22 protein-coding genes, 2 pseudogenes and 1 riboswitch are annotated in these 25,070 nt (G+C 66.7%); of the genes and pseudogenes, 11 read left to right on the forward strand and 13 right to left on the reverse strand.

Annotated features, from left to right (window positions below; translation table 11 throughout):
- Positions 1 to 230 precede the first annotated feature (230 nt).
- From GPJ59_RS01650 to GPJ59_RS01660, 3 genes are all read right to left on the reverse strand, one after another.
- Positions 231 to 2,546 (reverse strand): ATP-binding protein, encoded by a 2,316-nt coding sequence (locus tag GPJ59_RS01650; protein ID WP_219664459.1) that lies wholly within the window; start codon positions 2,544 to 2,546, stop codon positions 231 to 233.
- Between the two features lie 171 nt (positions 2,547 to 2,717).
- A complete protein-coding gene (locus GPJ59_RS01655; protein ID WP_219664461.1) occupies positions 2,718 to 3,116 on the reverse strand; it encodes an ACT domain-containing protein in 399 nt (132 codons plus the stop codon).
- Positions 3,117 to 3,126: 10 nt separating this feature from the next.
- A complete protein-coding gene (locus GPJ59_RS01660; RefSeq protein ID WP_219664463.1) occupies positions 3,127 to 3,363 on the reverse strand; it encodes a hypothetical protein in 237 nt (78 codons plus the stop codon).
- A gap of 7 nt (positions 3,364 to 3,370) precedes the next feature.
- Positions 3,371 to 3,440: riboswitch (guanidine-III (ykkC-III) riboswitch) on the reverse strand.
- Positions 3,441 to 3,790: 350 nt separating this feature from the next.
- Here GPJ59_RS01660 and GPJ59_RS01665 point away from each other — a divergent pair.
- Positions 3,791 to 3,928 (forward strand): hypothetical protein, encoded by a 138-nt coding sequence (locus tag GPJ59_RS01665; RefSeq protein ID WP_219664465.1) that lies wholly within the window; start codon positions 3,791 to 3,793, stop codon positions 3,926 to 3,928.
- 35 nt (positions 3,929 to 3,963) lie between these two features.
- Here the strand turns inward: GPJ59_RS01665 and GPJ59_RS01670 are convergent, their stop codons facing one another.
- Complete coding sequence (locus tag GPJ59_RS01670) at positions 3,964 to 4,341, reverse strand: hypothetical protein (protein ID WP_219664467.1); 378 nt, start codon at positions 4,339 to 4,341, stop codon at positions 3,964 to 3,966.
- A gap of 387 nt (positions 4,342 to 4,728) precedes the next feature.
- On the reverse strand, positions 4,729 to 5,157 hold the full coding sequence (locus GPJ59_RS01675) for an ATP-binding protein (protein WP_308120070.1): 429 nt from the start codon (positions 5,155 to 5,157) through the stop codon (positions 4,729 to 4,731).
- Positions 5,158 to 5,491: 334 nt separating this feature from the next.
- Here GPJ59_RS01675 and GPJ59_RS01680 point away from each other — a divergent pair, with 334 nt between their 5' ends.
- The 3 genes from GPJ59_RS01680 to GPJ59_RS01690 all read left to right on the forward strand — a co-directional run bounded on the left by GPJ59_RS01680 (position 5,492) and on the right by GPJ59_RS01690 (position 10,367).
- Complete coding sequence (locus GPJ59_RS01680; RefSeq protein ID WP_219664472.1) at positions 5,492 to 8,431, forward strand: helix-turn-helix transcriptional regulator; 2,940 nt, start codon at positions 5,492 to 5,494, stop codon at positions 8,429 to 8,431.
- Between the two features lie 45 nt (positions 8,432 to 8,476).
- Positions 8,477 to 9,025, forward strand: coding sequence for a response regulator (locus GPJ59_RS01685; protein ID WP_219664473.1), 549 nt, complete (start codon positions 8,477 to 8,479; stop codon positions 9,023 to 9,025).
- 379 nt (positions 9,026 to 9,404) lie between these two features.
- On the forward strand, positions 9,405 to 10,367 hold the full coding sequence (locus tag GPJ59_RS01690) for a hypothetical protein (RefSeq protein ID WP_219664474.1): 963 nt from the start codon (positions 9,405 to 9,407) through the stop codon (positions 10,365 to 10,367).
- A 263-nt stretch (positions 10,368 to 10,630) separates the two neighbouring features.
- Here the strand turns inward: GPJ59_RS01690 and GPJ59_RS01695 are convergent, their stop codons facing one another.
- Positions 10,631 to 11,503 (reverse strand): hypothetical protein, encoded by an 873-nt coding sequence (locus tag GPJ59_RS01695; RefSeq protein WP_219664476.1) that lies wholly within the window; start codon positions 11,501 to 11,503, stop codon positions 10,631 to 10,633.
- Between the two features lie 903 nt (positions 11,504 to 12,406).
- Here GPJ59_RS01695 and GPJ59_RS01700 point away from each other — a divergent pair.
- Positions 12,407 to 16,339 carry a response regulator gene (locus GPJ59_RS01700; protein ID WP_219664478.1) on the forward strand — a complete coding sequence of 1,311 codons (3,933 nt, stop codon included), beginning with the start codon at positions 12,407 to 12,409 and terminating at the stop codon, positions 16,337 to 16,339.
- 48 nt (positions 16,340 to 16,387) lie between these two features.
- Here the strand turns inward: GPJ59_RS01700 and GPJ59_RS01705 are convergent, their stop codons facing one another.
- From GPJ59_RS01705 to GPJ59_RS01715, 3 genes and pseudogenes are all read right to left on the reverse strand, one after another.
- On the reverse strand, positions 16,388 to 16,540 hold the full coding sequence (locus tag GPJ59_RS01705) for a hypothetical protein (protein WP_219664479.1): 153 nt from the start codon (positions 16,538 to 16,540) through the stop codon (positions 16,388 to 16,390).
- A 184-nt stretch (positions 16,541 to 16,724) separates the two neighbouring features.
- Positions 16,725 to 18,134 (reverse strand): ricin-type beta-trefoil lectin domain protein, encoded by a 1,410-nt coding sequence (locus tag GPJ59_RS01710; RefSeq protein WP_219664481.1) that lies wholly within the window; start codon positions 18,132 to 18,134, stop codon positions 16,725 to 16,727.
- 472 nt (positions 18,135 to 18,606) lie between these two features.
- Positions 18,607 to 19,143, reverse strand: a pseudogene (locus GPJ59_RS01715) (transposase family protein); the annotation flags it as partial.
- A 610-nt stretch (positions 19,144 to 19,753) separates the two neighbouring features.
- Here GPJ59_RS01715 and GPJ59_RS39025 point away from each other — a divergent pair.
- Positions 19,754 to 19,912 (forward strand): annotated as a pseudogene (locus GPJ59_RS39025) (competence protein CoiA family protein); the annotation flags it as partial.
- 460 nt (positions 19,913 to 20,372) lie between these two features.
- Here the strand turns inward: GPJ59_RS39025 and GPJ59_RS01720 are convergent.
- From GPJ59_RS01720 to rpmB, 4 genes are all read right to left on the reverse strand, one after another.
- Positions 20,373 to 21,545, reverse strand: a complete 1,173-nt coding sequence (locus GPJ59_RS01720) for a GTP-binding protein (RefSeq protein ID WP_219664483.1) — start codon at positions 21,543 to 21,545, stop codon at positions 20,373 to 20,375.
- A gap of 4 nt (positions 21,546 to 21,549) precedes the next feature.
- Positions 21,550 to 21,720: a 50S ribosomal protein L32 gene (gene rpmF, locus GPJ59_RS01725; RefSeq protein ID WP_219664485.1), complete on the reverse strand. Its 171-nt coding sequence runs from the start codon at positions 21,718 to 21,720 to the stop codon at positions 21,550 to 21,552.
- A 190-nt stretch (positions 21,721 to 21,910) separates the two neighbouring features.
- Positions 21,911 to 22,216 carry a 30S ribosomal protein S14 gene (rpsN, locus tag GPJ59_RS01730; RefSeq protein WP_219664487.1) on the reverse strand — a complete coding sequence of 102 codons (306 nt, stop codon included), beginning with the start codon at positions 22,214 to 22,216 and terminating at the stop codon, positions 21,911 to 21,913.
- Positions 22,216 to 22,452: a 50S ribosomal protein L28 gene (rpmB, locus tag GPJ59_RS01735; protein ID WP_219664489.1), complete on the reverse strand. Its 237-nt coding sequence runs from the start codon at positions 22,450 to 22,452 to the stop codon at positions 22,216 to 22,218. Before rpmB ends, rpsN begins: the two co-directional genes overlap by 1 nt.
- Before the next feature lie 65 nt (positions 22,453 to 22,517).
- Between rpmB and rpmG the strand changes: the two genes are divergently transcribed.
- From rpmG to GPJ59_RS01760, 5 genes are all read left to right on the forward strand, one after another.
- Positions 22,518 to 22,682: a 50S ribosomal protein L33 gene (rpmG, locus tag GPJ59_RS01740; RefSeq protein WP_037929581.1), complete on the forward strand. Its 165-nt coding sequence runs from the start codon at positions 22,518 to 22,520 to the stop codon at positions 22,680 to 22,682.
- A 40-nt stretch (positions 22,683 to 22,722) separates the two neighbouring features.
- A complete protein-coding gene (locus GPJ59_RS01745; protein WP_219664492.1) occupies positions 22,723 to 22,968 on the forward strand; it encodes a type B 50S ribosomal protein L31 in 246 nt (81 codons plus the stop codon).
- Positions 22,968 to 24,119, forward strand: coding sequence for a CobW family GTP-binding protein (locus GPJ59_RS01750; RefSeq protein WP_219664494.1), 1,152 nt, complete (start codon positions 22,968 to 22,970; stop codon positions 24,117 to 24,119). The genes GPJ59_RS01745 and GPJ59_RS01750 overlap by 1 nt, the downstream gene beginning before the upstream one ends.
- Positions 24,120 to 24,194: 75 nt before the next feature.
- Positions 24,195 to 24,431: a 30S ribosomal protein S18 gene (rpsR, locus tag GPJ59_RS01755; RefSeq protein ID WP_219664496.1), complete on the forward strand. Its 237-nt coding sequence runs from the start codon at positions 24,195 to 24,197 to the stop codon at positions 24,429 to 24,431.
- Positions 24,432 to 24,538: 107 nt separating this feature from the next.
- Positions 24,539 to 25,042 (forward strand): N-acetyltransferase, encoded by a 504-nt coding sequence (locus GPJ59_RS01760; RefSeq protein WP_219664498.1) that lies wholly within the window; start codon positions 24,539 to 24,541, stop codon positions 25,040 to 25,042.
- The last annotated feature ends 28 nt before the right edge of the window (positions 25,043 to 25,070 follow it).

A 25,070-nucleotide genomic window follows, 5' to 3' on the forward strand; every position in this document is an offset into this window, starting at 1 on the left:
CCGCCGGCAACCTGAAGCATCATCCCGCCCTGATGCGCCCGAAGGAGTCGCTCCGCGAACAGCGCCATGGCCTCAAGGCCTGCACAACATTGCCTGTTCCATTGCCTGTATGCGTGAACGCCCTGGTGCCGTCGGTCGCCGTTGCCAGCGGTAACAGACCGGCCGACCACCGGTGGAGATTGGACCACGGCGGACATGCGGCCCGTGCGGGGCGCGCGTCCGGCCCTGCGTTACGGCGGGGCGGGGGGCCGGCCGCCGGCCCATTGCGCTATCTGCCGGCGGGACGTGAACCCGAGCTTGACCAGAATGCGCTGAACGTGGCCGTGAACCGTGCGGGGCGACAGGACCAGCAGGGCAGCGATCTGTTTGTCTGCCAGTCCCTGAGAGACGAGCTCGGCAACCTGGCGCTCGCGGGCCGTCAGCAACGTTCCCGGTCTCTCTCGGGGCTGCCGGAGGCTCTTCGGCGCGCCGAGGGCCCGCTCGACAGCCTGATCGATCGGCAAAGCCTCACCGGCCTTCACCGCGTGCTGGAAGCGGTCCTCACCCAGCTCCCGGCGCAGCCGTGCCTCGCACTCAGTGCGGTAGCGGAGCAGATGTCCCACACCCGGCAGTGTGCTGCCGATCTGCTGCCACAGAAACTGTGCCGAGCCCAGCAGCTCAGCCGCATCCAGGCATTGGTCCTGCCGCGCCCTGGTCCACGCGAGGACCTCCAGACACTGGGCAACGCCGAGGCGGTTGTGGTCGGGCCGGCCAAGGCGCAGGCTCTCCTGGAGCAGCCCTGCGGCCCGTTCGTGCTCGGCACCCATCAGGTGCAGCAGGCCGTTCAGCCACAGTGACCACGAGCGGGACCACCTGGCGTCGTGTTTCTCACACAACTCCAGGCCTTCACGGCAGAGGTCAGCAGCGCGCGGGTCGCCGTCCAGACAGCAGGCGAGTCCCAGGAGGAAGAGCGTGGACCACGTCTCACCGAGCGCGCCCAGCGCCTGGTAGCGGGAAAGGGTGTGCTCGAGCAGGGGGATGGCGGTTGGGAAGTCGTCCTGGAAGAGCGCGGCCAGGGCGGCGAGCTGCTCTGCGTCGGCACCGGCACGCTCGTCGCCCACGGTCTTTGCGAGGGCACGGCACTGGGTCACCCGTGAGGCGGCGGCGCCATGGTCTCCGCGCAACAGGGCGAGCCAGCCGTCGGCCCACAGCGCTGAGGCCTTGGCCCTGCTGGGCTCGGGGGACACGGCGAGGGTCTGCGCAAGCCAGAGACGTTCCTCCTCCAAGCCGCCGGCCCCAAGCCGGTGACACCACAAGGCTGCGGCCACTTCCAGGCCCGGCGCACTCTCACCCGGCTCTTCGAGGCAGAAGGACAGGGCAGCGCGCAGGTTGGGCCGTTCCTCGTGCAGGCGCCCCATCCACAGGGTCTGCCGCTGGGTGAACCACTCCTCGTCGGCGCGCAGGACGATGCGCCGGTAGTGATCGCGGTGGTGACGGCGCCAGACGGCAACCTCGCCGCGCGTCTCCAGTTGCCGGCGTCCGTAGGCGCGAACCGTCTCCAGCATCCGGTAACGCACCCCGGTGTCACCGTCCTCGCGGATCAGAACCGACTTGTCGACCAGAGCGGCCACCAGATCCAGCAGATCCGGAACACAGAGCCGGTCATCGCTGCACACTGCTTCGACGGCCTCGCGATCGGCGCTACCGGCGAACACGGACATGCGTGCCCACAGCAGTTGTTCCTCTGGGGCACAGTGGTCGAAGCTCCAGTCCAGTGCGGCAAGCAGAGTCCGGTGGCGGGGCAGAGAGGTCCGGCTGCCTCTGGAGAGCAGGTGGAAACTGTTGTTCAGATGCTGCAGGATCTCCTCGCATGTCATCGTCCGAAGGCGTGCGGCGGCGAGTTCGATGGCCAACGGGATGCCGTCGAGACGATGGCAGACGAGTGCGGCGGCGCGTGCCTCCGACCCGGCGGGTGCAAACTCGCCGATCGCGGCGGCACCGCGCTGGGTGAACAGTTCAAGCGCCTCGTTCCGCGCTGCCGCCTCGGCCGGTACGGACGCCTCCGGGTGCGGTGCCCGAAGCGGCGGCACGGTCAGCAGGTGCTCCCCCTCGACCGCGAGGGCCTGTCGGCTGGTGGCGATCACCTGCAGGCCGGGCAGCGCAGCCAGCAAGGTGCCGATGACGGTGGCGGAAGCCTCCAGCAGGTGCTCGCAGTTGTCGACAACCAGCAGCATCCGCAAGCCGTTCAGGTGACCGGTCAGAGCCTCCAGGACCGGCCGCCCCACCTCGTGATCGAGGCCGAGACTCTCCAGCACCGCGTGCCCCAGAAGGTCCGGCCGCTCCACGGCCGCGAGGTCCACTCTCCACGCCCCGGCCGGGTAGGCACGTGCGACCTGGGCGGCAAGCCGCAGAGCCAGGCGCGTCTTGCCGATGCCTCCGGCACCGGTCAGCGTCAGCAGCCTGGTCCGCGGCAGTACAGCACGCGCTGCGGCGAGCTCCTCCCGCCGACCCACGAAGCTTGTGAGATCGGCAGGGAGGTTCCCCTGGGATCGCCGATTGGCCCGCATCAACAGATCGCTCCTTGCTGCCCCTCCGCATCAGGACGCGGAGGGTGCAGATGCGCGTGGCGGAGGAGACACTTTGCCGTGCGCACGATGCCCTTTCGGCATGAGGAAGACACGCTCGACATACCGTGTGCGCCAGGCCTTTGTACCGGTGGAGTCGTCAGGGAGCATCACTCACAGGCTGTCGGTCAGTTCTTCCAGAACGGCGACCGCGCGGGCGGCGCTGTCGTGGGGGACGAACAGGTGGTCGTGGTGGAAGCCGGCGATGACGTTGCAGCTGATCGCGGCCTGCGTCAGCGCCTCAGCGACGGCGGCGGTGAGGCCGACGGCGTCCAGGGCGGAATGCACCCGCAGGGTGATCCAGCCGGCGACGTAGTCGTACACGAGTCCGGCCCGGTCCGCGTCCTGTCGGGGCAGGACGAGCGTGAGCCCTTCCTCCTCGGCGATCGTGGCAACGGGGCGGGCGTCTGCAGGGATGCGGCCGTCGGGAGCGACGGTGAAGACGTACTCTCCCGGATTGAGCTCGGGGCGCATGCCGGCGAGCAGCTTGTGCAGGTCCTTTTCTGCGGGCATGGGGACTCCTTCAGTGGTGGCGGGTGGTCTGCCTGAGGCAGGCGGATGCCAGGGCCCAGGTTCCCTCCGGCAGCAGGAAGCCCCACGAGGCCTGGCTGAGGGCAATCACCGCGAGGGTGGTGGAACCGGCCGGGCTGAGTGACAGGGCGGTGCGGGAGTTCGGGCGCAGGTGCCTGGTCCGGCTGGTGATGAAGGCGACCAGGATGAGCAGTGAGCCGGAGATTTCGACGAGATCGATGACATGCATGGGTGCCTGCGAGCCGTCTTTGCCTGGCCGGGTACGGCACCGCTCTCGTCCGGGGCAGACGCCGAGACGGCGTCGCCGTGGCCGATAATAGCCCCTCGGGGGCCGAGCGTCGCCGACCGGGGCGATCCAATGCAATGTCAGGAGCCGGTGCACGATCCCCTAGGGCCGGATCCCACCTCTTCGACGGCCGGGGCCCGATCACGGGCGAAGCCGATACGGGCGGGACGGCCGCCGGCTCGGTCCGGGGCGCTCACCGGTCGGGCCGCACGCCACGGGTGGGGCATACGCCGCCGCACGCCCTTGATGCCGGAGGGTGCCAGGGCAATCACCACCATGATCAGTCCGATGGCCAACAGCAGCACCACCTGAACTCGAGGGCTGGACAAGGACAGGTGGCCGGTGAGGCCCAGCAGGGCGCCGGGGCACCGTGCAGGAGCAGCAGGTGGTGGACCGGGTGCAGGGCTGCTGGTCCTGGTCCATGGGCGTCCGGCAGACCACGCAGGGAGTGGGGGCCGTCGCCGACGTGCCCTGGTGCTGCCCGCGGGTCGAAGCCGGGGGATTGTGACCGTCACTGATCGGCACCTCGTGCATGGCTCGCCGTCACCACCAGCGGCGCGGTTCGAGTGGTGCGGGGAGCTGGAGGACGCGGCATCCGCCGGCGCGGGTGAGAAGGTCGGCGGTGCGCTGTGCACGGTGTTCGTCCGCGGAGAAGACCCACAGTCCAGGCACCAGTACCAGGCTGTGCTGTCCGGCCATGACGGCGCGTGCAAGCCTTTCCAGGGCCGGCCGGTGATCCTGGCAGGAGTGGCCGTTGTCGAGATAGGTGACAGGCGGCGGTGCTCCCAAGCGATGGGAGAACCGGCTGAGCGCTTCTTGGTGGCCGGTCATGTGCTGCGGATCGTAATGGGGGCAACACAGGTAGGAAGCCGGCGGACTCATGTAGTTTTTGATGGGTTCTCGGCTGGTTCTGTGCGGCACGAGAAATCCTTTTCTTCCGTGGGGAGTGGTCGATTGTCTGGGACCTGGACCGCTACGGTCTGCTGCTGCAGCGCGGGGATTGTGCCGGGGCGCGCCTGCCCGAAGCCGCGGGAGTTGAGCTGGTGCATGGTGCCGCGGTGGTCGACGGCCCACAGGGTGTCCCAGGCGCGCCCGCGGCGGGCCATGCGGACGGTGGCCGCTCGGCCGTCGGCCAGGGTGAGGGTCTGACCGACCCACTGGTTCCACGCGGGATCCGATTGCCGCAGCATCACGACTCGGCCTGGTGGAATGCCGTCATCTCCGGACCCGGCCGACCAGCGGCCCCCTCACCCATGGCTGCGGCAGCCTCGCCGTGCACCAGACCATCGCGCTGCCTGACGTGCGGGCTCATGCCGCGTCCCGAACGAGGACCGGCGTGGCCGACTTCAGTGTGGCCCCGTGATCAACGCCGCGGTCGCAGCGCTGCGCAGTCGTGCATTCAGCGAGCGCGGCCACGATCTGCTGGCCGCGACCATGCTCGTCGGCTGGGCAGCTGCTCGTCCACGCCCCGTCCTGCGGGGCCGGCCCGCCGTCGATGACGTCGGCGAGCAGCCTGGTGCTGCCATCGGCTGCGGCCGTGATCTTCAGACGCAGGACGACGGGCGGCAGAGCGTGCTCGACCGCGTTGGTGACCAGCTCCGAGACCACCAGCAGGGCGTCGAAGATTTCCTCCACCTCGACTCCCCAGTCGGCAAGCACCTGCCAGGCGTGACGCCTGGCGGTACCGGCGGCGGTGGGATGGTGCGGCAGAGGGCGCTCGTCCTGGTGCACGGCCACCGGCTGGTGGTGTCCCTCGGGAACTTCTGGGGACCGTGCCGGATCTCCAGTTACGGCGGAGGGCTGGGGGGAGAAGAAGCCGGTCATGATGATCGTCCGATGTCGCGGGCTGGAATGACGTTGCGTGATCCTTTCTAGGCGCCGCCCGCATTCGGGACATTAGGGAACAGCCCTAACTTTCGTCCTGACACCCCACCGGCCTTCGTCCCCAACACCGCCCGCGCCCCCACCCCCCGGGGGCACCGTAACCGCCTTCCGGCCTGGTCAGCGCCCCATGCCCGGGCGGAAGGCGGCTGGCAATGTTCCGGCGTCCGGCCCGGCGCATACTGGGAAGGTGGAGCGGACCAGCGCCCTGTACGAGCGCGACGCCGAAATCAGTGCTCTCACCAGACTGGTCACCCGGGCGCAGAGCGGGCAGGGGGGATTCGCCGCCATCGAAGGGTCGGCGGGTATCGGCAAGAGCAGCCTGCTCGCTCAAATCCGCACCATCGCTGCGCCCCCCACCTTCTGTGTGGCAACCGCCCGGGGAAGCGAACTGGAGCACGAGTACTCCCTCGGTGTCGTGCGGCAGCTGTTTGAACCGCTCCTGGCCTCCGGCGGTCCTGAGCGACGCGAGCAACTGCTGTCCGGCACAGCTGGCCAGGCTTCCCCCGTCTTCGAACCGGTCACCGCCGACGGCACCACTGCCGAGCGTGATTTTGCCATCCGTCACGGACTGTTGTGGCTCACTTACAACTTGTGCGAGCAGCAGCCTGTCGTGCTCCTCGTTGACGACGTTCACTGGGCGGACGTCGCCTCGCTGGGGTTCTTCACCTACCTGCAGCCACGACTGGACGCCCTCAGGCTGTGTGTCGTAGTGGCCCTGCGCCCCCACGAATCGGCCGCGGAGCTGCACCTGCTGGATCGAATCATCACCGACCCCACCTGCCGGCTGCTGCGTCCGAAGGCGCTGAGCCCAACTGCTGCCTTCAGCATGGTCCAAGGGGAGTTCGCAAAGGCCGTGCCGGGGGAGCCCGTGGAGGATGCCTTCCTGGCCGCCTGTCACAGCGCGACAGGCGGCAATCCCCTGCTGCTCAAAGAGACGGTGGCCACTTTGTTGGCCGAGCACGTCACACCCCGAGCGGCGAACGCCGCGCAGGTCACCACCCTGGGACCGCGCGCTGTCGCCCGCTGGGTGTCGCTGAGGATCCATCGTCTCTCTGCTCACGACCTGGCGCTTGCCCGGGCCGTTGCCGTTCTGGGTGAGCACGTCCCCCTGGAGCAGGCCGCGGCGCTGGCAGGACTGCCCCTGAGTACGGCGCTGCAAGCCACGGCCCACCTGCAGCGCATCGAACTGCTCCGTGCCGGCCCCGGCCAGGGGCCATCCGAGCCGATCGGCTACACCCATCCAGTGGTCCAAGCCGCGGTCTACCACGCCATGACACCCGAGCAACGGCGGGCCGCACACCGTCGAGCCGCCGACCTGCTCTCCCAGGCCGGCGCCGAAGCCGAGCAGGCGGCCGCACACCTGCTACGCCTGCCGCCCGCCAAGGAACCCCACCTGCTGTCGATCCTGATGCGAGCCGCCCGCGATGCCCGCAGCCGGGGCTCTCCACATGCTGCCGTGACCTACCTCCGCCGGGGCCTGGGCGAGGCCTCCACCCCCAACGAGCGCCTGGAGGTCCTGCATCAACTGGGGCGCACCCTGCAGCTCACCGACACCGACGCCTCCGTGCGCTACCTGCAGCAAGCACTGCCCCTCGCAACCGAAGTCAGCCACCACGCCGCGATCGCCAGCTTGCTGGGCAACGGATTGCTGCTGTCCCAGCGCATACCAGAGGCGCTTGACGTGTGGCGCCAGGCTCTGGCCCAGCTCCCCCCCGGTGAGCCGGACCTCACCGCCAGGCTGCTGGCCGACATCCTCTCCGTCCCCCTCTTCGAACCGGCCGCCCCCGGCCTGCGGCAAGACATCCTGCGCGAGGTCGGCCGGCAAAGGCTGCTGGGACCAGGACCAACCCTGGGAGGAAAATTCCTGGACTGCGTGATCGCCGGACACGACGCCATCGTCGGCGACCCCCGCGCCGTGCCGAGGGCACTGCGGGCCATGCAGGACGGAGAACTGCTCCAGCGGGCCGCGGGCACGACACCACTGGCCTTGGCATGGTGGGTCCTGATCTGCGCTGACCGGCCAGAAGCACTCACCAACCTGGACAAGGCAGTCACCCGAGCCTATGGAGAAGGATCGACCAGCAGCCTGACGACCGCCCTCACCTACCGCGCCCTGGCCCGCCTGGGTGTGGGCAGCCTGACCGAAGCGGAAGCCGACGCCCGAGACGCCGTACAGGCCGTCGAGACCGCCGGTATCAGCCTGCACCGCCTCCTCCTCGGCCCGTTCCTCGCCGACATCCTCATGGAGCGGGGCAGCCTGGACCAAGCCCAGCAAGCGCTGGACTGGGCCCTGGAATCCGACACTCTCCCCCTCACAGGCCTCCTCTACCACCTCCTGCTGCGCCGCGCGCGCCTACTGCGCCTGCAGGCAAAGCCGAGCGATGCCCTCAAAGCCGCCTTGGCCGCAGGAGAGGCCTTCGTCGCGGCCGGCGGGCAGAACCCCGCGGTCCTGCCCTGGCAGTCCGAGGCCGCACTGTGCCTGCACTTGCTGGACCGGGACGAGGAAGCCCAGCCGCTGGCCCTGGAGGAACTACGATTGGCCCGCGACTGGGGCGCCCCCCTGGCCCGCGGAAGGGCCCTGCGCATCGCCGGCCTCGTCCACCGCGGCCAGAAGGGCACCGCTTTCCTCCAGCAGGCCGTGCTCCGGCTCCGCTCCTCACCAGCCCGGCTGGAATACGCGAAAGCGGCAGCGGAACTCGGTGCTGCCCTACGTCGCGCCGGACAGCGCACGGAAGCCCGGAGCGTCCTGGCCGAGGCCTGCGACATCGCCAGCCGCTGCTGTGCACAGCCGCTTGTCCAGCAGATCAAGGCTGAGCTCAGGGCCGGCGGTACCCGCCCCCGCAGCGCGCTTGCTGCCGGAATCGAAGCCCTTACCTCCAGTGAGCGGCGCGTCGCCGAGCTGGCCGCCGCCGGCAGATCCAACCGCGAGATCGCCCAAGCCCTGTTCGTCACGCCCAAGACCGTCGAGGCCCACCTGGCCAGTTCCTACCGCAAGCTCGACATCAGCAACCGGCGCCAGCTGGCCGCAAAGCTCCCCGCGCCCGCCCACGTGAACGAGCCCGCTGCGGAGCCGGACCAGGAACCAGGTGCACATGAAATCAACCCAGATAGCCTGGAAAGTACCTGACTGCCTGGGATCGGAGCTCACACCATGACCCCAGAAAGAGGCCGTGTGCTGGTTGTCGACGACGACCGAACAAACCGCATGATGGTGACCTACCGACTGGAAATCAATGGAATCCATGCTGTGGCTGCCGAAAGCGGACAACAGGCGCTGGGCATCATGCGCACGGAATCCTTCGACGTCGTCCTGCTCGACATCCTGATGCCACAGATGGACGGCTATACCACGCTGGAGCTCATGAAGAACGATCCCGCCCTCCGCGACACCCCAGTCGTCATGATCTCCCAGCTCGACGAGGTGGACAGCGTCATCCGATGCCTCGAACTCGGAGCAGAGGACTACCTCCCCAAACCCCTCAACTCCCTCCTCCTCATGGCCCGCATCAACGGCATCCTGCTCCGCAAACGACTCACCGACATGGAGGAGGACTACGACAACCAGCTCGGCGTCCTGATCGAAGCCCTCAACACTGCGGAGAAGGACGCATTCGACCCCGAGTCGCTCAACCCTGTCGCCGACCGCAACGACCGCCTGGGGGAGTGCGCGCGAACCCTCCAGCGAATTATCCCCGCCGTGAGTCGGCACGGTCACCCATAGCCGTCATCATCGATCGGTACGTTCCTACGGCGCCGGGGGCAGCAGTGGATGTAGCGGCGAGGCGCTTAGCGGCCTACGATGTTTTTGCCGTGTTGCGAGCAGCTCAGTTCGCCCGGCATGGCAACCTTTGAACCACCTGCAGGCCATCAACATTTCCTGATGTTATGCATTGCTTTTGCGGGAAACCGAGATGCGCATACCGTACCCGGTCAGTGTGATGACCGTCCCTCTGGTCGTCGTGATGGTTGCGTCCGGATGCACCGGCACCCGACCGCAGTCATCTCTCCTGCCCCCGTCTGCGGCGGTGGAACTAGCCGGAGTCTGTCCGCGTACCGTAGTGGTCCAGGCAGATTGGGAACCCGAAGCTGAGCATGGGGCTTTGTATCACTTGCTCGGTCCGGGGTATCGCATCGACGAATCCAAGAGACGTGTCAGCGCTCCGCTGGTGATTGGCGGAATGAATACCGGAGTGAATATCGAAGTGCGTGCGGGCGGCTCGGCGGTCGACTTCCAGACGGTACCGGCGCTGATGTACAGCCATCCGGAAATCACGCTCGGCATGGTCAAAACGCATCAAGCATTGGCAACGTATGCGCTCTTTCCCGTCACCGCTGTCTTCGCGCCGCTCACCAAGAGTCCCGGGATTATCATGTGGGATCCGGCTTCCCATCCAACTTGGCGGGGCATCGCCGATATCGGCAAGAGCGATGTGAAGGTCTTGGTGTCACCCGGGGCGTTGTATACCTCCCTGCTGGTCCGGGAGGGCCTGATCAAGCCAAGCCAGATCGACGCCAGCTACGATGGCACGCCGACGAAATTCGTCACGAATCCGACCATGGCCATGCAGGGCTTCGCAACGTATGAGCCGTATTACTATCAGCACCATGTGCCGGCCTGGGGAAAACCGCTCAAATATCAGCTGCTTGCCGATGTCGGATATGACGAATACGAGGGAACCTTGGCTGTGCGCGCCGGTTCCCTCCGGCCGCTGTCCGCATGTCTCAGTAAATTGGTGCCGATTTTGCAGCGGTCGCAGATCGAATACATCAATAATCCGGGACCGACGAATCAGCTGATCACGGAAGTTGTCCGCAAGTACAACGACGGCTGGGGGTACAATCGGGAAACTGCAGACTATGCCGCACAGCTGATGAGGTCTTCGAAGATTGTGGCGAACGACAGCAGCGGCCCCCTCGGCGGCATGGACCCGGGTCGCATGCAATCCATACTCACGGCATACTCGACCAGCTACCAGGAAGCAGGCGCGAAGATCAAGCGCGGCCTCACTGTCGCCAACGTGGCCACAAACGAATTCATCGACAAGAACATCACTCTTCGTTGACGTGCGTGAAGGTACAGGGGGGAGCCACTGCTGGCGTCCTTTGGTTGGCTGCCGTCCCAACAGCAATCGCTCAGAACGCCGCGAACTTGAGGAAGGCGTCATGTCGCGGTAGGGCGTCGTGCGTGGTCGCAGCAGTGCCAGCGCATTATGCCCGAATCGAAGTCGAGTACCTGGGGCGGGTAACCTGTCTACCAAGGGCCTTCCTCGTCCGTCAGGGCTGCAACTGACCAGCTTCACCAGCAGGTTGGAAAGGTTTACTCACCTCAACGAAGAGTGATGTTCTTGTCGATGAATTCGTTTGTGGCCACGTCGGCGACAGTGAGGCCGCGCTTGACCCTTACACCCGCTTCCTTGAAGGTGGATGAATATGCCGTGATTATCGATTGCACGCGAGCCGGGTCCATGCCGCCGAGGGGGCCGCTGCTGTCGTTCGCCACAATCTTCGAAGACCTCATCAGCTGTGCGGCATAGTCTGCAGTTTCCCGATTGTACCCCCAGCCGTCGTTGTACTTGCGGACAACTTCCGTGATCAGCTGATTCGTCGGTCCCGGATTAGTGATGTATTCGATCTGCGACCGCTGCAAAATCGGCACCAATTTACTGAGACATGCGGACAGCCGCCGGAGGGAACCGGTTTGCACAGTCAGCGCGCCCTCGTAGTCCTCGTATCCGACATCGGCAAGCAGCTGATATTTGAGCGGTTTTCCCCAGGCCGGCACATGGTGCTGATAGTAATACGGCTCATACGTTGCGAAGCCCTGCATGGCCATGGTCGGATTCGTGACGAATTTCGTCGGCGTGCCATCATAGCTGGCGTCGATCTGACTTTGCTTGATCAGGCCCTCCCGGACCAGCAGGGGGGTGTACAACGACCCGGGTGACACCAAGACCTTCACATCGCTCTTGCCGATATCGGCGATGCCCCGCCAAGTTGGATGGGAAGCCGGATCCCACATGATAATCCCGGGACTCTTGGTGAGCGGCGCGAAGACAGCGGTGACGGGAAAGAGCGCATACGTTGCCAATGCTTGATTTGCTGTGACCATGCCGAGCGTGATTTCCGGATGGCTGTACATCAGCGCCGGTACCGTCTGGAAGTCGACCGCCGAGCCGCCCGCACGCACTTCGATATTCACTCCGGTACTCATTCCGCCAATCACCAGCGGAGCGCTGACACGTCTCTTGGATTCGTCGATGCGATACCCCGGACCGAGCAAGTGATACAAAGCCCCATGCTCAGCTTCGGGTTCCCAATCCGCCTGGACCACTACGGTACGCGGACAGACTCCGGCTAGATCCACCGCCGCAGACGGGGGCAGGAGAGATGACTGCGGTCGGGTGCCGGTGCATCCGGACGCAACCATCACGACGACCAGAGGGACGGTCATCACACTGACCGGGTACGGTATGCGCATCTCGGTTTCCCGCAAAAGCAATGCATAACATCAGGAAATGTTGATGGCCTGCAGGTGGTTCAAAGGTTGCCATGCCGGGCGAACTGAGCTGCTCGCAACACGGCAAAAACATCGTAGGCCGCTAAGCGCCTCGCCGCTACATCCACTGCTGCACCAACAGCACTGCGCCCGCCACTCACAGTTGATGGAAAGTCGTGGTGATCTTGTCCGGGGCGGTGCTGCAGGACACCTTGGCCCGGTCCGGCGCCCCCATCGCCGGGCATTTCAGGTGCGTGTCGCGCCGTCGCTGTCCGTGATCCGACGAGTCGTGATCACGGTGTGCCCGGGCGGACTGGCGACCTGACCGGCACCGCCGCCTACTGCCAACGACTCAGGGCACTGGGTGGACCGCAGCGAACCACGCCTCCGGGTCCACCGGTCCGGTTGCCGTGCGAATGATCCGCAGGAAACTGCGTCGTCGATCGCCGCCACCGCGCGAAAGACTTCCCCCGGCGCCTCAAGGCGTACGCGTGCTGTCGTCGCTCATGTCCCTTTTATTGCATACTAGAGAGTCAGGCGGCAGGCGACAGCGGTTCCCGCCAACCGTCCAGTCGCCGAAAAGTGCGTCTGCCTGCAGGACGAAGCATGAGCCAGGACCCGGTCTCCTCACCGTCGACGGCGCACGCGCTGTCGAGCAGGGAGGGCCGTACCTGGCGCTACATGCCTCGGATCTGGCACAAGCTCTGCGCCATAGCCCTGGCATTCTTGGTGCCTCTGGCCTTGGCGACGGTCTATGTGATCGGCCAGCAGAACAACAGTGTCAACGTCGCCAACGATGAACTCCAGGGCACCCAGTTCCTCCGCCCTTTGAGCACAGTGACATTCAAGGTGCTGCAGTACGCTGCGCTCTCGAACCAGGCGGTGCACGGACAGAGCATTGCGCCGCAGCAGTTCGCCGACGCCGAGGCTGCGGTCGACGCCGACTTCACCAAGCTCACCCGGGCGGTCCGCCCGCTGCAGCGGCAGCTGAGCGCAACTTTGGAAACCGAGGGCAAGGGACAACTCGCGCCTTCGGCGCTTCTGAACGAATGGAACGCCGTCAAGGCCGCGGGCCCGGTGTACGCGCTGAATACGGGCTACACCGACCAGTTGGTCGACAATCTGCTGGCGCTTTACTCTTACGTGGGCGACGCTTCCAAACTCAACCTCGATCCTCAGCTCGACACCTTCTACATCGGTGCCGCAATGCTGTCACTGGAGCCAGCGCTGGTCGGCGACATAAGCCAGCTAGGCGGCGAGCTCGGTACGGCTGTACGAACAGGAAGCACCAAAGACGCCGGTGACCTCAACCAGACGATGGGTCGGCTGAATCAGCACGTCAGCCAACTGAACGACGCCCTCAACCGCTCATTCGTCGCCACGCCGGCAAACAACAACGACACCGCGCTGAGATCGACTCTCGCTCCGCTGCTCGATCGGGCCAGCGCGTCGGTCACCAGCCTGATGGGTGCGACGAATACACACTTGGCTTCGGGGCAGAGCTCCCGATTGACCCCTACGAGGGTCGAAGAGCTGACCAGGAGCGCCTTGCAGGCGAACACACAACTGTGGAACGCCATGTTCGACAGGGAAGAGCACATGCTGCACGCGCGGATCGACGCGGTCCGGACGCGCAACACCGTCCTGCTGGTCACCATCGGCACCGGGCTGGCGCTCATCGTCTCTCTGACGACTCTGATGTCCCGCCGCATCGCCCACAATCTCTCCGCCGTGGCTGACGCCGCAAGGAACCTGACGGAAGGCAACCTTGGCCGACGGGCCCACGTCACAAGCCGGGACGAAATCGGGACGCTGGCTACCACGTTCAACACCATGGCCGACCACCTGCAGGAGAGCTATACCGCGGTGGAGGAGAAAGTGAGCCAGCGCACCCGACAGCTGGACGAGCGCAACGCGTCGCTGGAACTGCTGGAAGGCGTGGCCTCGGCCGCGAACGTGGCGACAACCCCTCAACAGGCCGCACGCACCATCCTGGGCCTCGTGTGCTCCTACACCAGGTGGCCGGCGGGACACGTGCGCATGGCCGGGCCATTGCCATCGTGTGACAGCGGGGCCACCGGCACCAACCACTCCGCGCGGGTCCCGGACTATGAGGACTGGCGCTTCGATGACCCGCAGCAAGCCCAGGGGCTCAAAAATCTCTTCGAAGCCATCCAGACCTCATCGATCGCCCCACCGGCCGAAAAGGTCCGGCGTGACGCCAAACCTGTGTGGATCAAAGACCTCGACGACGAGCCGCATCTTGCATCGATGCGGAGGGCTGCCCGCCTCGACGTCCGCACCTATCTGGTGTTCCCCGTGCTGTATGGCGAGCACGTAGGTGGAGTGCTCGAATTCCTGGCTTCAGGACCGACCGAGCCTGACGCCACGCTGTGCAGGCTGATGCTGAACGTCGGCACCCAGCTGGGACGCGCACTGGAACGCTCCCAGGCAGCAGAGGACCTGCGGGTCTCCCAGAAGAACGCCGAGGTCGCCAACCAGGCAAAAAGCGCGTTCCTCGCCACGATGAGCCACGAGATCCGCACCCCCCTGAACTCCGTGATCGGCATGACGGAGCTGCTGCTGGACACTCCCCTTCAACGTGAGCAGCGGGACTTCACCGAGATCATCCGCAACAGCGGCGAAAACCTCCTCGTCATCATCAACGACATCCTGGACTTCTCCAAGATCGAGGCCGGCAAGCTGGACCTGGAGAGCAAGCCTGTTGACCTGCGCCACTGCATCGAGACGGCCTTTGACCTGGTCGCAAGCCGAGCAGCCCGGAAGAACCTCGACCTCGCCTACATCGTTACGCCCGGGACAACAGAACACGTGATGACCGACCCCGTCCGTCTGCGCCAGGTCATCAGCAACCTCCTCAGCAACGCCGTGAAGTTCACCGACGAAGGCGAGGTGGTGCTCACCCTCAGCCCCGTCGGGCCGCACACGGCAGTACCCGGGCGCGAAGCCGGGCAACTGGATCAGGCCACCCCACCCGACGATGCCCAAGTGCCGGAAGAGGCCTCGGTACACCTGCACTTCGCGGTTCGCGATACCGGCATCGGCATCCCCGCCGACCGCATGAACCTGCTGTTCCACGCGTTCGAACAACTGGACGCTTCCAGTGGTCGGCGCTTTGAGGGGACCGGGCTGGGGCTGGCGATCAGCCGCCGTCTGACCGGGCTCATGGGCGGCACCATCTGGGCGGAGAGTACTCCAGGCAAGGGCTCGACCTTCCACTTCACCATCCGGGCGCAACCTGTCCCCGCCGCGATGCGGATCCACCCTCAGACGGAAACGATTCCGGACTTGCGAGGGAAGCGCATGCTCGTGGTCGACGACAACGCGACGAACCGCACGATCCTCACTCTGCAGGGAGAATCCTGGGGCATGGTCGTCCGGGCCACACCATCACCCGGCGAGGCCCTGGACTGGATCCGCCGGGGCGATCCCTTCGACGTGGGAATCCTGGACTACCGCCTTCCGGAGACCAACGGCGCCGTACTCTCCCGCGAGATCCGCAAGTGGCGGAACAGGACGACTCTGCCGCTGATCCTGCTCACCTCGGTCGGCCGCCAGAGCAGCGAGAACTTCGACGAATTCGCCAGCTACCACACCAAGCCCATCAAAGCGAGCCAGCTCTGCGAGGAACTGGGCCGGGTGCTCGGTATGCCGCAGGCCTCCGCGGAACTGCAGCTGCTGGCCTCCCCCGAGCAAGCCCCTGCCGCCGCCCAGGATCTGCGGATCCTCGTGGCGGAGGACAACGAGACCAACCGCCTCCTCCTGCTGCGCATGCTCAGCAGGATCGGATACACCGCACAGGTGGCACACAACGGCCAGCAGGCGCTGGACGCCCTCCGCCACCAGGCCTATGACGTAGTCCTCATGGACGTCCAGATGCCCCGCATGGACGGTCTGGAAGCGACACGCCGGATCCACCAGGAATGGCCCGGCGACGTCCGCCCCACCATCATCGCGATGACCGCCAACGCCATGCCAGGCGACCGAGAGCGGTGCATGGCTGCAGGAATGGACGACTACATCAGCAAACCACTGCACCTGCAGGATCTGGCCCGAGCCCTGCACGCATGCCGGCGACGAACACACCGGCCCCCCGCTCCGCCCGCACCCCCCTCGCCGCAGCCCCAGCAGCCGAAACCCTCGCAGGGCCGCGCCCAGGTCCTCAACCCCACAGCCGTGCAACGCCTTGTGGAATCCACGAGCGCCGCCTTCGTCGCCGAACTCATCCACGCCTTCCTCGAGGACTCACCCGCCCTGGTCGACACCATCCGCCACACCGTGCCCGCGGGCGACCCGGGCGAGGTCCGGCTCGCCGCCCATACGCTGCGATCAAACGCCGACACCTTCGGCGCGTCCGTCCTGTCGTCCTTGTGCGCCAATCTCGAAACACAGGCCCGGGTCGGCGCACTGACCCAGGCGGAATCCCTGATATCCAGCATCGAAGCGGAGTACGACAAGTGCCGGACAGCCCTCAGTGAGCTGGAGGCCGAGCTCGCATCCCGAACAGATGGGCAATAGCTCTTCCTGCCGTTGACCAAGCCCGCAGAATGCAGGCTTGGTCAACAGCTACAGAGAGCTGATCGAGGCGGTAGGCAGGGGTGGTGGGGCGGCCAGGGCCTGGACCTTCTGCACCGGGTCCTGGAGCAGGCAGGCCGGACGCACCAGCAGGCCCGGGATCTCCTCGGGCACGGCCTTGGGCTGCTGGCGAAGTTGGGTCAAAGACACGGGATCGGCGATGACGCGTCGGCAGGCACGGTCTTCCACTTGGGGCACAGAGCTTCGAGAACTCCATGATCTTGGAAGTCCGTGCCTGCCACGTTCCCCGAACCCCGCCGAGCCGGCAGACCATCACGAACCGGACGTCAAGCGACTACGCCGAAACCCTGGGTGTATAGCGGTCTGATTAAACCACCTTTATGTGACCATTCGGATCATTTTCGTTGTGATCCCATCCCCCGGCCCATACCGTAAGAATCGCTGCCCAGTAATACGGGGCCCTGAAGAACATGACCCACTCCTCGTCTTCCCGCTCGTCATCACACGGGAGGAGGTAGGCGTCGTCGCCCGTCCGGGCCTCCAGGCATACTGAATAGTTGTTGAGGGGTGTGATGTGATTGGTTTCATCATGTACTTGCCACAGCTGATTAAGTTCTGACGGCTCCCAGCAATTATATGTGATTATCTCGGTGCTCGATCCGCCCTTTCGGTCAAGGCATTGGCCGGTTGCCCTGGCCTGGATGCGGTGATCAAGGTTCGAGATTGCCCACTGCTCGTCATTTCCGTTGCATGTCTCCAGGTTGACGCGTCCACCCCACTGGACATTCAGGCAGTCGCTAGAATATGCAGTGCCGTTTGTAATCTCATTCTGTCGTGCGTAAGCGCGAAGGCCGAACTCGACGGCGCGGTGGTCGGAATTGGCGTACGCAATGAGACGACCGGTCCAGCCGACCATGCTGGCAGTGTCATTGGAGACCATGTAGTCGAGTTCGCCGCCGCCGTCATGGGTGCCGACGCCCGAACGGTAGATTTGCGCGCCGGCGCCCGCATTCAGATTGCTTGGGCGGCGGTTGAAGTCGCCGAGAATCCCCCAACTACGGGTGGCCGAATAGTTGCTGCGAATGTAGTTGACCAGATTCTGCGCATCGTTGTAAGTGGTGTCACCCATTGAACTGGCATGGAAGCTGTAGTACCAACTTCCATCGGCGAGCTGAACGCCAATTGCGGGTCGCTGCCCCCAGGTGCCCTCGGAGGCCCCGGCGGGATAATAGTTGTTGCGTGCGCGGATTGCCTGTACGGCTCTCGGCCGGTCATGTGTCACGATGGCGACGTTGTTTCTGCTGGCTCCCGTGTCGGTGTTGAGCCAGGTGATATAGACTGTCCGTGATCGGGAGCCGGTCCCGATGGTCCACTGGTTAATGTGATATTCGAAGTTCCCGCTGTCATTGGTGGTTCCCGTAATTATGCCGGTACCATTTGCATAACCAGAAGCGTTTGCTACCTGTGTGCCGGGAACGGAGGAGTACGGGCCGGCTTCCTGGAGTGCGACCACGTCGTGTGCCAGGACGTTGTGGGACCTCCCGTTGGACAGGCGGCTAACATCGATCCATTTCTCCCCATTTCCTCCCTGCATGTTCCAGGTGGCGGGTCTGTGGTCGCCGGCTGTGGCATAGGCCTTAATTGCAGGGGGTATAACCAGGGCGGCCGCGATGACCGCGATGGTGACCGTCGCGCTGAGAAGGAAACGCAGGAGTGTATGGACTCTGGCTGGGCTGACGGCAGGGGTCGAGGGCCGGAGCTGGGTTGTGAATGGCATGAAGACCTCGCAGGCGTCGAGAAGGTGGGAAACTGTCCTGAGGGAGATTCGTGGTGGGTGAGCGCCTCTGGTTGGGGAGTGGGGCTATCGGCCAGACGTCGGCGCGGAATTATTTGTCCCGCCGTTTGTACCGGAATGGGTCTCGGTAATACGCGCCTCCGTGCGGTTACGGGAAAGCGCGTCAGACCTGTCCGGGGTGGCGGGGCCACGTTGACGCCGTCGTGCTGGGAATATGAGGTCCACTGACGCAGCAAGTCAAGAAGTTTCCTCGACGCCCTGGCGGGTTGACGGAGCGGGCTTCCGGTGACTGCGCACCGCAGTCGCCCAGCCGATCCCGGGCGATGCCGCCTGGGCCGATACCGCCACCAGCGCACCCAGGGCGGTTTCAAAGTCTGGCTGTTGGTGCGTCTGTGCTGGTCAGTGGAGGCCAAGGAGAGCCCGAGGACAGGTGAACGGCTCGGCTTGAGCTTCTTCAGCGTTGCTGCTCCAGGGTGAGGATGGCTCTGGCGATTGGCATCATGCGGTTCGGGGTGCATCGGGATCTGCGGAAGATCCGCCAGGCTTTCAGGCGCGCGACGCCGCGTTCGATCGGTGCCCGTGACGCGGACAGGGCCCGGCTGACGGTCTTCTCGGTGAGAGTGAGTTCCTGCAGGGGCCTGCGTTTGGTGCCCGTGGTCACCCACGGCCCGCCGCCCTGGTAGGCGAGATCGGCCAGGATGGGGACGCCCTGGCGCTCGCAGATGCGGATGATCCGGTGGGTGCGGGCTGCCGCCAGGTCGTGAGACCGGCCTGGCAGTGCGGGTTATAGCCACAGCGGCCTGCCGTCCGGATCGGTGACCACCTGCGCGTTCACCCCGTGCCGGCGGTGCTTGTGGGAGTAGGCGGCCCGTCCGTCTGCGACCCGGTCGCACTCGGCGAGCGTGCCTTCCGGCAGCACAAAGTCCGCATCGGCCTCGCGCAGGGCCTTCAGCAGACCAGGCGCACGTTCGGCGAGCAGGTGGATGACCGTGTCGTAGGCCTTCAGGCACAGATCGAACCAGGTCGCACTGGTCGCGGAACGCCGGAGCGTCAGCGAGTATCGGCGGGCCTCGGCTCTGTCAAGCACACCGCTCGTGCGCACGGTGCGCTCGGCCTGGGTGACCTGAGAACCTCGATTGCCTCCGGCGCTGCGGTCGCGACGCTCCTCGCGCTTCTGCTGGCCCCTGGGTTCGGCCAGCCGCCGACGCCCGCCGCACCGCCGGCGACCCCCGTTCCGGCCGCGTCCAGCCGGTAGGTACCTACCGGCCTCTGTCAGTGGCGCTTGCTATCTGCGGTCCTGTCAGATACGCCGCGAGTACGCCTGATCGCCGGGAGACGCGATTCATGCCCTTCACTGTGCTGCACCCCGGCCTCGGCCGCCTCGACGCCCCCCTCTTCGACCGCGGACGCGGCCCGGCCTGGCCTGGAACAAGGGCCACAAGGTGCGTCCGCGCATCTCGCTCCGCTGCCCCGAGTGCGGCTGGAGTCTGCATCCCAAAGTCTCCCGGTACAACGTGCGGTTCTTCTGCCACGACCCGGGGCGGCCGCCGTCGTGTGAGCTGTCGAACGAGTCCTGGGAGCACCACATGCTCAAGCTGGAGATGGCGGGCGCGATCCGGGCGGCCGGGTGGTACGCCACGCTGGAGGTGCCAGCTGAGGGCGGCGTCTGGCGCACGGACGTCATGGCGTCCTCTGTGGACAGCGCCCAGCGCATGGCCCGGGAAGCCCAGCTGTCGCCGATCACCGTGGACGACATCGTCGCCCACACCCCCCGCTACCTCGCCGACGGCATCAGGATGTGCTGGGTGTCCCCGCATGAACGAGCGCTGCACTGGATCAGCGCGGTGCCGGCGGTCCGGGTCCGCCCTCCCGGAGCACGGGAGCAGCCCTGGATTGTGGACGACGGCAGTGGATTGCCGCCACCGTTCGAGCTGGTTCGCTCGAATCGACCGCGTCGCGAGGCCGGCAGAGGTCAGCCTGGCCCACTCTTCCACCGCGGAGTGAGCGAGGCTCGGTGGGGTACTCGCTCTCCGCGCAGATGGAGACCGACCAGGCTTCCGGCTACCGGATGCGGGGCGACGGCGCCCACCTCGGCCGTAGCGCTGCCCACCCGGCTTCGTCGGCGAGGCAGGCGGGGCCGTACTGGGCGGTGCCGTGGCTGCGACCTCGCCCAAGCTCTCCGCTTCGCTCGAGCATGGGGACCCATCCCGGCCCGGAGCTTCAGGCTGCCTCTGTGGCGTGCTCGTGGGCGTCGCAGGCGTCGTCGTTTCCGTACGTCTCCCAGGCGGGGAACTCGTCACCGTCCGGTACGGCTTCGCCCGGTGCGAGCAGGCAGGCGTCCAGCGCCGCCAGGAGGGCTTCGTGGCGCAGACCGGTGCCGATGAAGACCAGTTCCTGGCCCTGCGCGGTGCCGGGTCCGCGGGTGCCGGAGGGTTCGAAGCGGGCGACGGCGCCGGCCTGGGACCACAGGCCGGTCACGCGGGGGCGGCTGGCGAGCCAGAAGAACCCCTTGGAGCGCAGGATGCGCCCGAAGGTGCCGCTGTCCAGGCCCTTGGTGACGAACGTCCACAGCCTGCCCGGGTGGAAGGCCGCGTCGGCCCGGAACACGACCGAGGAGATCCCGTACTCCTCGGTCTCGGGGACGTGGTCGCCGTTGAGCTCCTGGACCCAGCCGGGTGCCTGCTGCGCCTTCTCGACGTCGAACAGGCCGGTGCCCAGGATGTGTTCGAGGGCCACGTGCCCGCGTACGGCGGGCACGACGCGGGCGGCGGGGTTCAGCCGGGTCAGCGCGGCCCGCAGGCGTGCGGCCTGGTCCGGCTCCACCAGGTCCAGCTTGTTGAGGACGATGACGTCGGCGAACTCGACCTGGTCGACGAGCAGGTCGCTGATGGTGCGCTCGTCGTCCTCGTAGGCGGCCAGTCCGCGCGCGGCCAGTTCGTCCCCGCCTTCGAGCTCCCGCAGGAAGTTCGCGGCGTCGACGACGGTGACCATGGTGTCGAGGCGGGCGAGGTCGCCGAGGGTGGCGCCGTCGTCCCGGGGGAAGGAGAAGGTGGCGGCGACCGGCATGGGCTCGGAGATGCCGCTGGACTCGATGAGCAGGTAGTCGAAGCGGCCTTCGCGGGCGAGCCGGTCGACCTCCTCCAGCAGGTCGTCGCGCAGGGTGCAGCAGATGCACCCGTTGGTCATCTCGACCAGCCGCTCCTCGGTGCGCGAGAGCGCCGCCCCGCCGCCGCGCACGAGCGCGGCGTCGATGTTGACCTCGCTCATGTCGTTGACGATCACCGCGACGCGGAGGCCCTCGCGGTTGCCGAGGACGTGGTTGAGCAGGGTGGTCTTTCCCGCGCCGAGGAAACCGGACAGAACGGTCACCGGCAGGGGGTCGTACGACGTCACGGCGTCAGCCCTCGGGATGGATGAGGCCACGCTCGTACGCCTTCACCAGGCGCTGGGGGACCTGGTGGACGGAGCCGTCGACGGTGACCGGCACCAGCTGGGGCGTGGTCGCCTTCCACCGGGCGCGGCGGTGACGGGTGTTGCTGCGGGACATCTTCCGCTTGGGGACGGCCATGTGAAGCTCCTCGGCTCGGTTGGTTGCTTGTTACGCCGTGACGGCACGGCTGACGTGTGAGTCCGCGTGCGGCACCCCGCGGAGCCCCCCTTGCTTGCCCGTAGGGGTGCCGCACGCGGACCGACGCACCCTAACCCCTAACGGTAATCATTTTCAATAGGGATTCCGGTGCGCGTGCGGCTGGTCTCGACTACCAGGACGACTTGGTGACTCCGGGCAGGAATCCCGCGTGCGCCTGCTGTCGCACCCGTACCCGGGAGAGTCCGAACTTGCGCAGGTGGCCCCGGGGGCGGCCGTCCACGCTGTCGCGGTTGCGTACGCGGGTGGCACTGGCGTTGCGCGGCTGCCGGCGCAGCTCGGCGAGGGCGGCGTCCCGGTCGGCCGTGCTGGAGGACGGCCGGCGGATGATCTCCTTGAGTTCGGCCCGCCGGGCGGCGTACCGCTGGACGATCTCCTTGCGCTTCTCGTTCTGCGCGATCTTGCTCTTCTTCGCCATCAGACCTTCCCTCCTCGCGCGCGGATCCGGGCCACCGCCGCCTCGATGCCGATCGCGTCCACCGTCTTGATCGCCTTGGCGCTCAGCGTGAGTCGTACGTGTCGCCCCTCGCTGGGCAGCCAGTAGCGCTTGTGCTGGATGTTCGGGTCGAAGCGGCGCGAGGTGCGCCGGTGCGAGTGGGAGATGTTGTTGCCGAATCCCGGCTTGGCGCCGGTCAGTTGGCAGTGGGCCGACATGGATCTGCCGCCTCTCTCGTGGGTGTGCGTGTTGGTAATGGAAACCATTGTCATATACTTGCCCCATGGCACGCAACGAGATCCGCCCGATCATCAAGCTCCGCTCCACGGCGGGCACCGGATTCACCTACGTCACCCGCAAGAACCGCCGCAACGACCCCGACCGGCTGGTGCTGCGCAAGTACGACCCCGTCGCCCGTCGCCACGTGGACTTCCGCGAAGAGCGCTGACCGCCCCGCAACCCCGCCCCACCGCCGAAAGGTTCCTGCCATGAAGCCCGGAATCCACCCCGCCTACGGCCCCGTCGTCTTCCGCGACACCGCCTCCGGTACCGCCTTCCTCACCTGCTCCACCATGACCAGCGACAAGACGGTCGACTGGGAGGACGGCAACACCTACCCGGTCGTCGACGTGGAGATCTCCTCCGCCAGCCACCCCTTCTACACGGGCACCGCGCGCGTCATGGACACCGCCGGCCGCGTCGAGAAGTTCCAGCGCCGCTACGGAGCCCGGTGATGGACGGCGGGCACCAGCTCCCCGTCGTGATCGTCGCCGGGATGCACTCCGAGGCCCGGAGAGAGGTCGTCGATCAGCTCCTGCGGACCGTTCCCGGGAGTGTGGCGCTGCACCACGACCTGTCCGCCGCGCCCGACGGCACCGTGCTCCGCCTGATCCGCGACGCCTCCGGCACCCTCTCCCGCGGTGAGACACCGCTGGTCAACGACTGCGCGTGTTGCGCCCTGCGCGAGGACCTCGTCCCGGAACTGGAGCGGATGGCGGACAGCGGCCTGACCCGGCTCGCCGTGGTCGAGCTGTGGGACTCGGTCGAACCGAAGGCCATGGCGGAGGTCGTCGCCGGGTACGGCGCGGACCGTCTGGTGCTGACGAACGTGATCACCGCCGTCGATCCCGCCCTCGTCCTGCCCTGCCTCGCCAACGGTGACGACCTGGCCGAAGCCGGCCTCGCCGCCGCCCCCACCGACCAGCGGACCGTCGGCGACACCTGGGCCCGCCAGCTGGAGTACGCACCGGTCCTCGCCCTCGTCGACAGCGAGGAAGCCGACGACGAGGACCGGGCACTGCTCGCTCAACTGCACCCCACCGCACGGCGCGTACCGGCCGCTTCCGTCGAACTCGCCCGGGCCGCATTCGCCGGCTTCGACGTCGAGGCCGCGGCAGCCGCGCAGCACCCGGCGTGTGCGCTGCTGCCGCAGGAGGCGGACGAGGCCGGCGTGACCACGCTGGTCTGGCACCGCCGACGGCCGTTCCATCCCGAGCGTCTGTACGAGGCGTTGGAGGATCTGTGCTGTGCGGCGGCCCGCAGCCGCGGCAGGTTCTGGCTCGCCGACCGCCCCGACACCCTGCTGGCGTGGGACGCCGCAGGCGGCGCGCTGTGTGTCGAGAGCACCGGCCCGTGGCTGGCGTCATTGCCCGACGCGGCGTGGGACATGGTCCCCCCGATGCGGCGGGCTGCTGCGGCCCTGGACTGGCACCCCGAGCACGGCGACTGCTGCCAGCACCTGGTTTTCACGTCGCCGGGCCTGGACCGGGACGGGCTGGAACGGCTCCTCGACTCCTGCCTGTTGACGGACGCGGAGTACCTGTCGGGGCGCGAGTCCTGGAAGGCCCTGCCCGCCGCCTTCGACTCCCTCCTCGACGCCGCCTGACTTCCGTACCCACCACCTGCCCACCCACGGCCCGATGAGGCCGTCATCGAAACGTTCACTCAAGGAGACGCCGCCATGGCCCGACGCCCCGTTCCCCACAAGCCGGTCAAGTCCCGGCCCAACCCGCTCGACGCCGCAGGGATCACCTACATCGACTACAAGGACACCGACCTGCTCCGGAAGTTCATCTCCGACCGGGGGAAGATCCGCAGTCGCCGCGTGACCCGGGTGACGGCCCAGCAGCAGCGGGCCCTCGCCGCCGCCATCAAGAACGCGCGCGAGATGGCCCTGCTGCCGTACGCCGGTCGCTGAGTCAATCCGGATGACCGTGATCGCGGGGGCGGCCAGGTCCCCCACTGGACGGCGTCGGGGAAAATCCAGGGGAGCGGACGGGCCGCGCGCTGCTACGGTCGGGCGCCATGAGCTGGCTTCCCGATGACTTCGTCCACCCCGTCCTGGTACCGCTGCCGGGCGGTGGCCATCACCTACGGCCGATCCGGGAGGCGGACACCGCGCTCGACTATCCGGCTGTGATGGGTTCGCGCGAGCGGCTGTGGACCATCTTCGGCCCGGCCTGGGGCTGGCCCGCGGCCACCATGACCTACGAGGCCGACCAGGCCGACCTGTTGCGGCACGAGAAGGAGATCGCCGCACACCAGTCCTTCAACTACGCGCTGTTCGACGCGGCGGAGACAGCTCTGCTCGGCTGTGTCTACATCGACCCACCGGAGAGGGCCGGCGCGGACGGCGAGATCTCCTGGTGGGTGGTGGACGAGCTGGTGGGCGGCAAGGTCGAGCAGGCCCTCGACGAGCTGGTGCCGCGGTGGATCGCCGCCGACTGGCCGTTCGAGCAGCCGCGCTTCCTCGGCCGCGAGATCTCCTGGTCGGACTGGCTCGCCCTGCCGGAGCATCCCGACAGGTAAGTGGTTGTTGCCCGTACCGATCTATGCT

It is taken from the genome of Streptomyces bambusae (assembly GCF_019400985.1).
Taxonomy (GTDB): Bacteria; Actinomycetota; Actinomycetes; order Streptomycetales; family Streptomycetaceae; genus Streptomyces; species Streptomyces bambusae_A.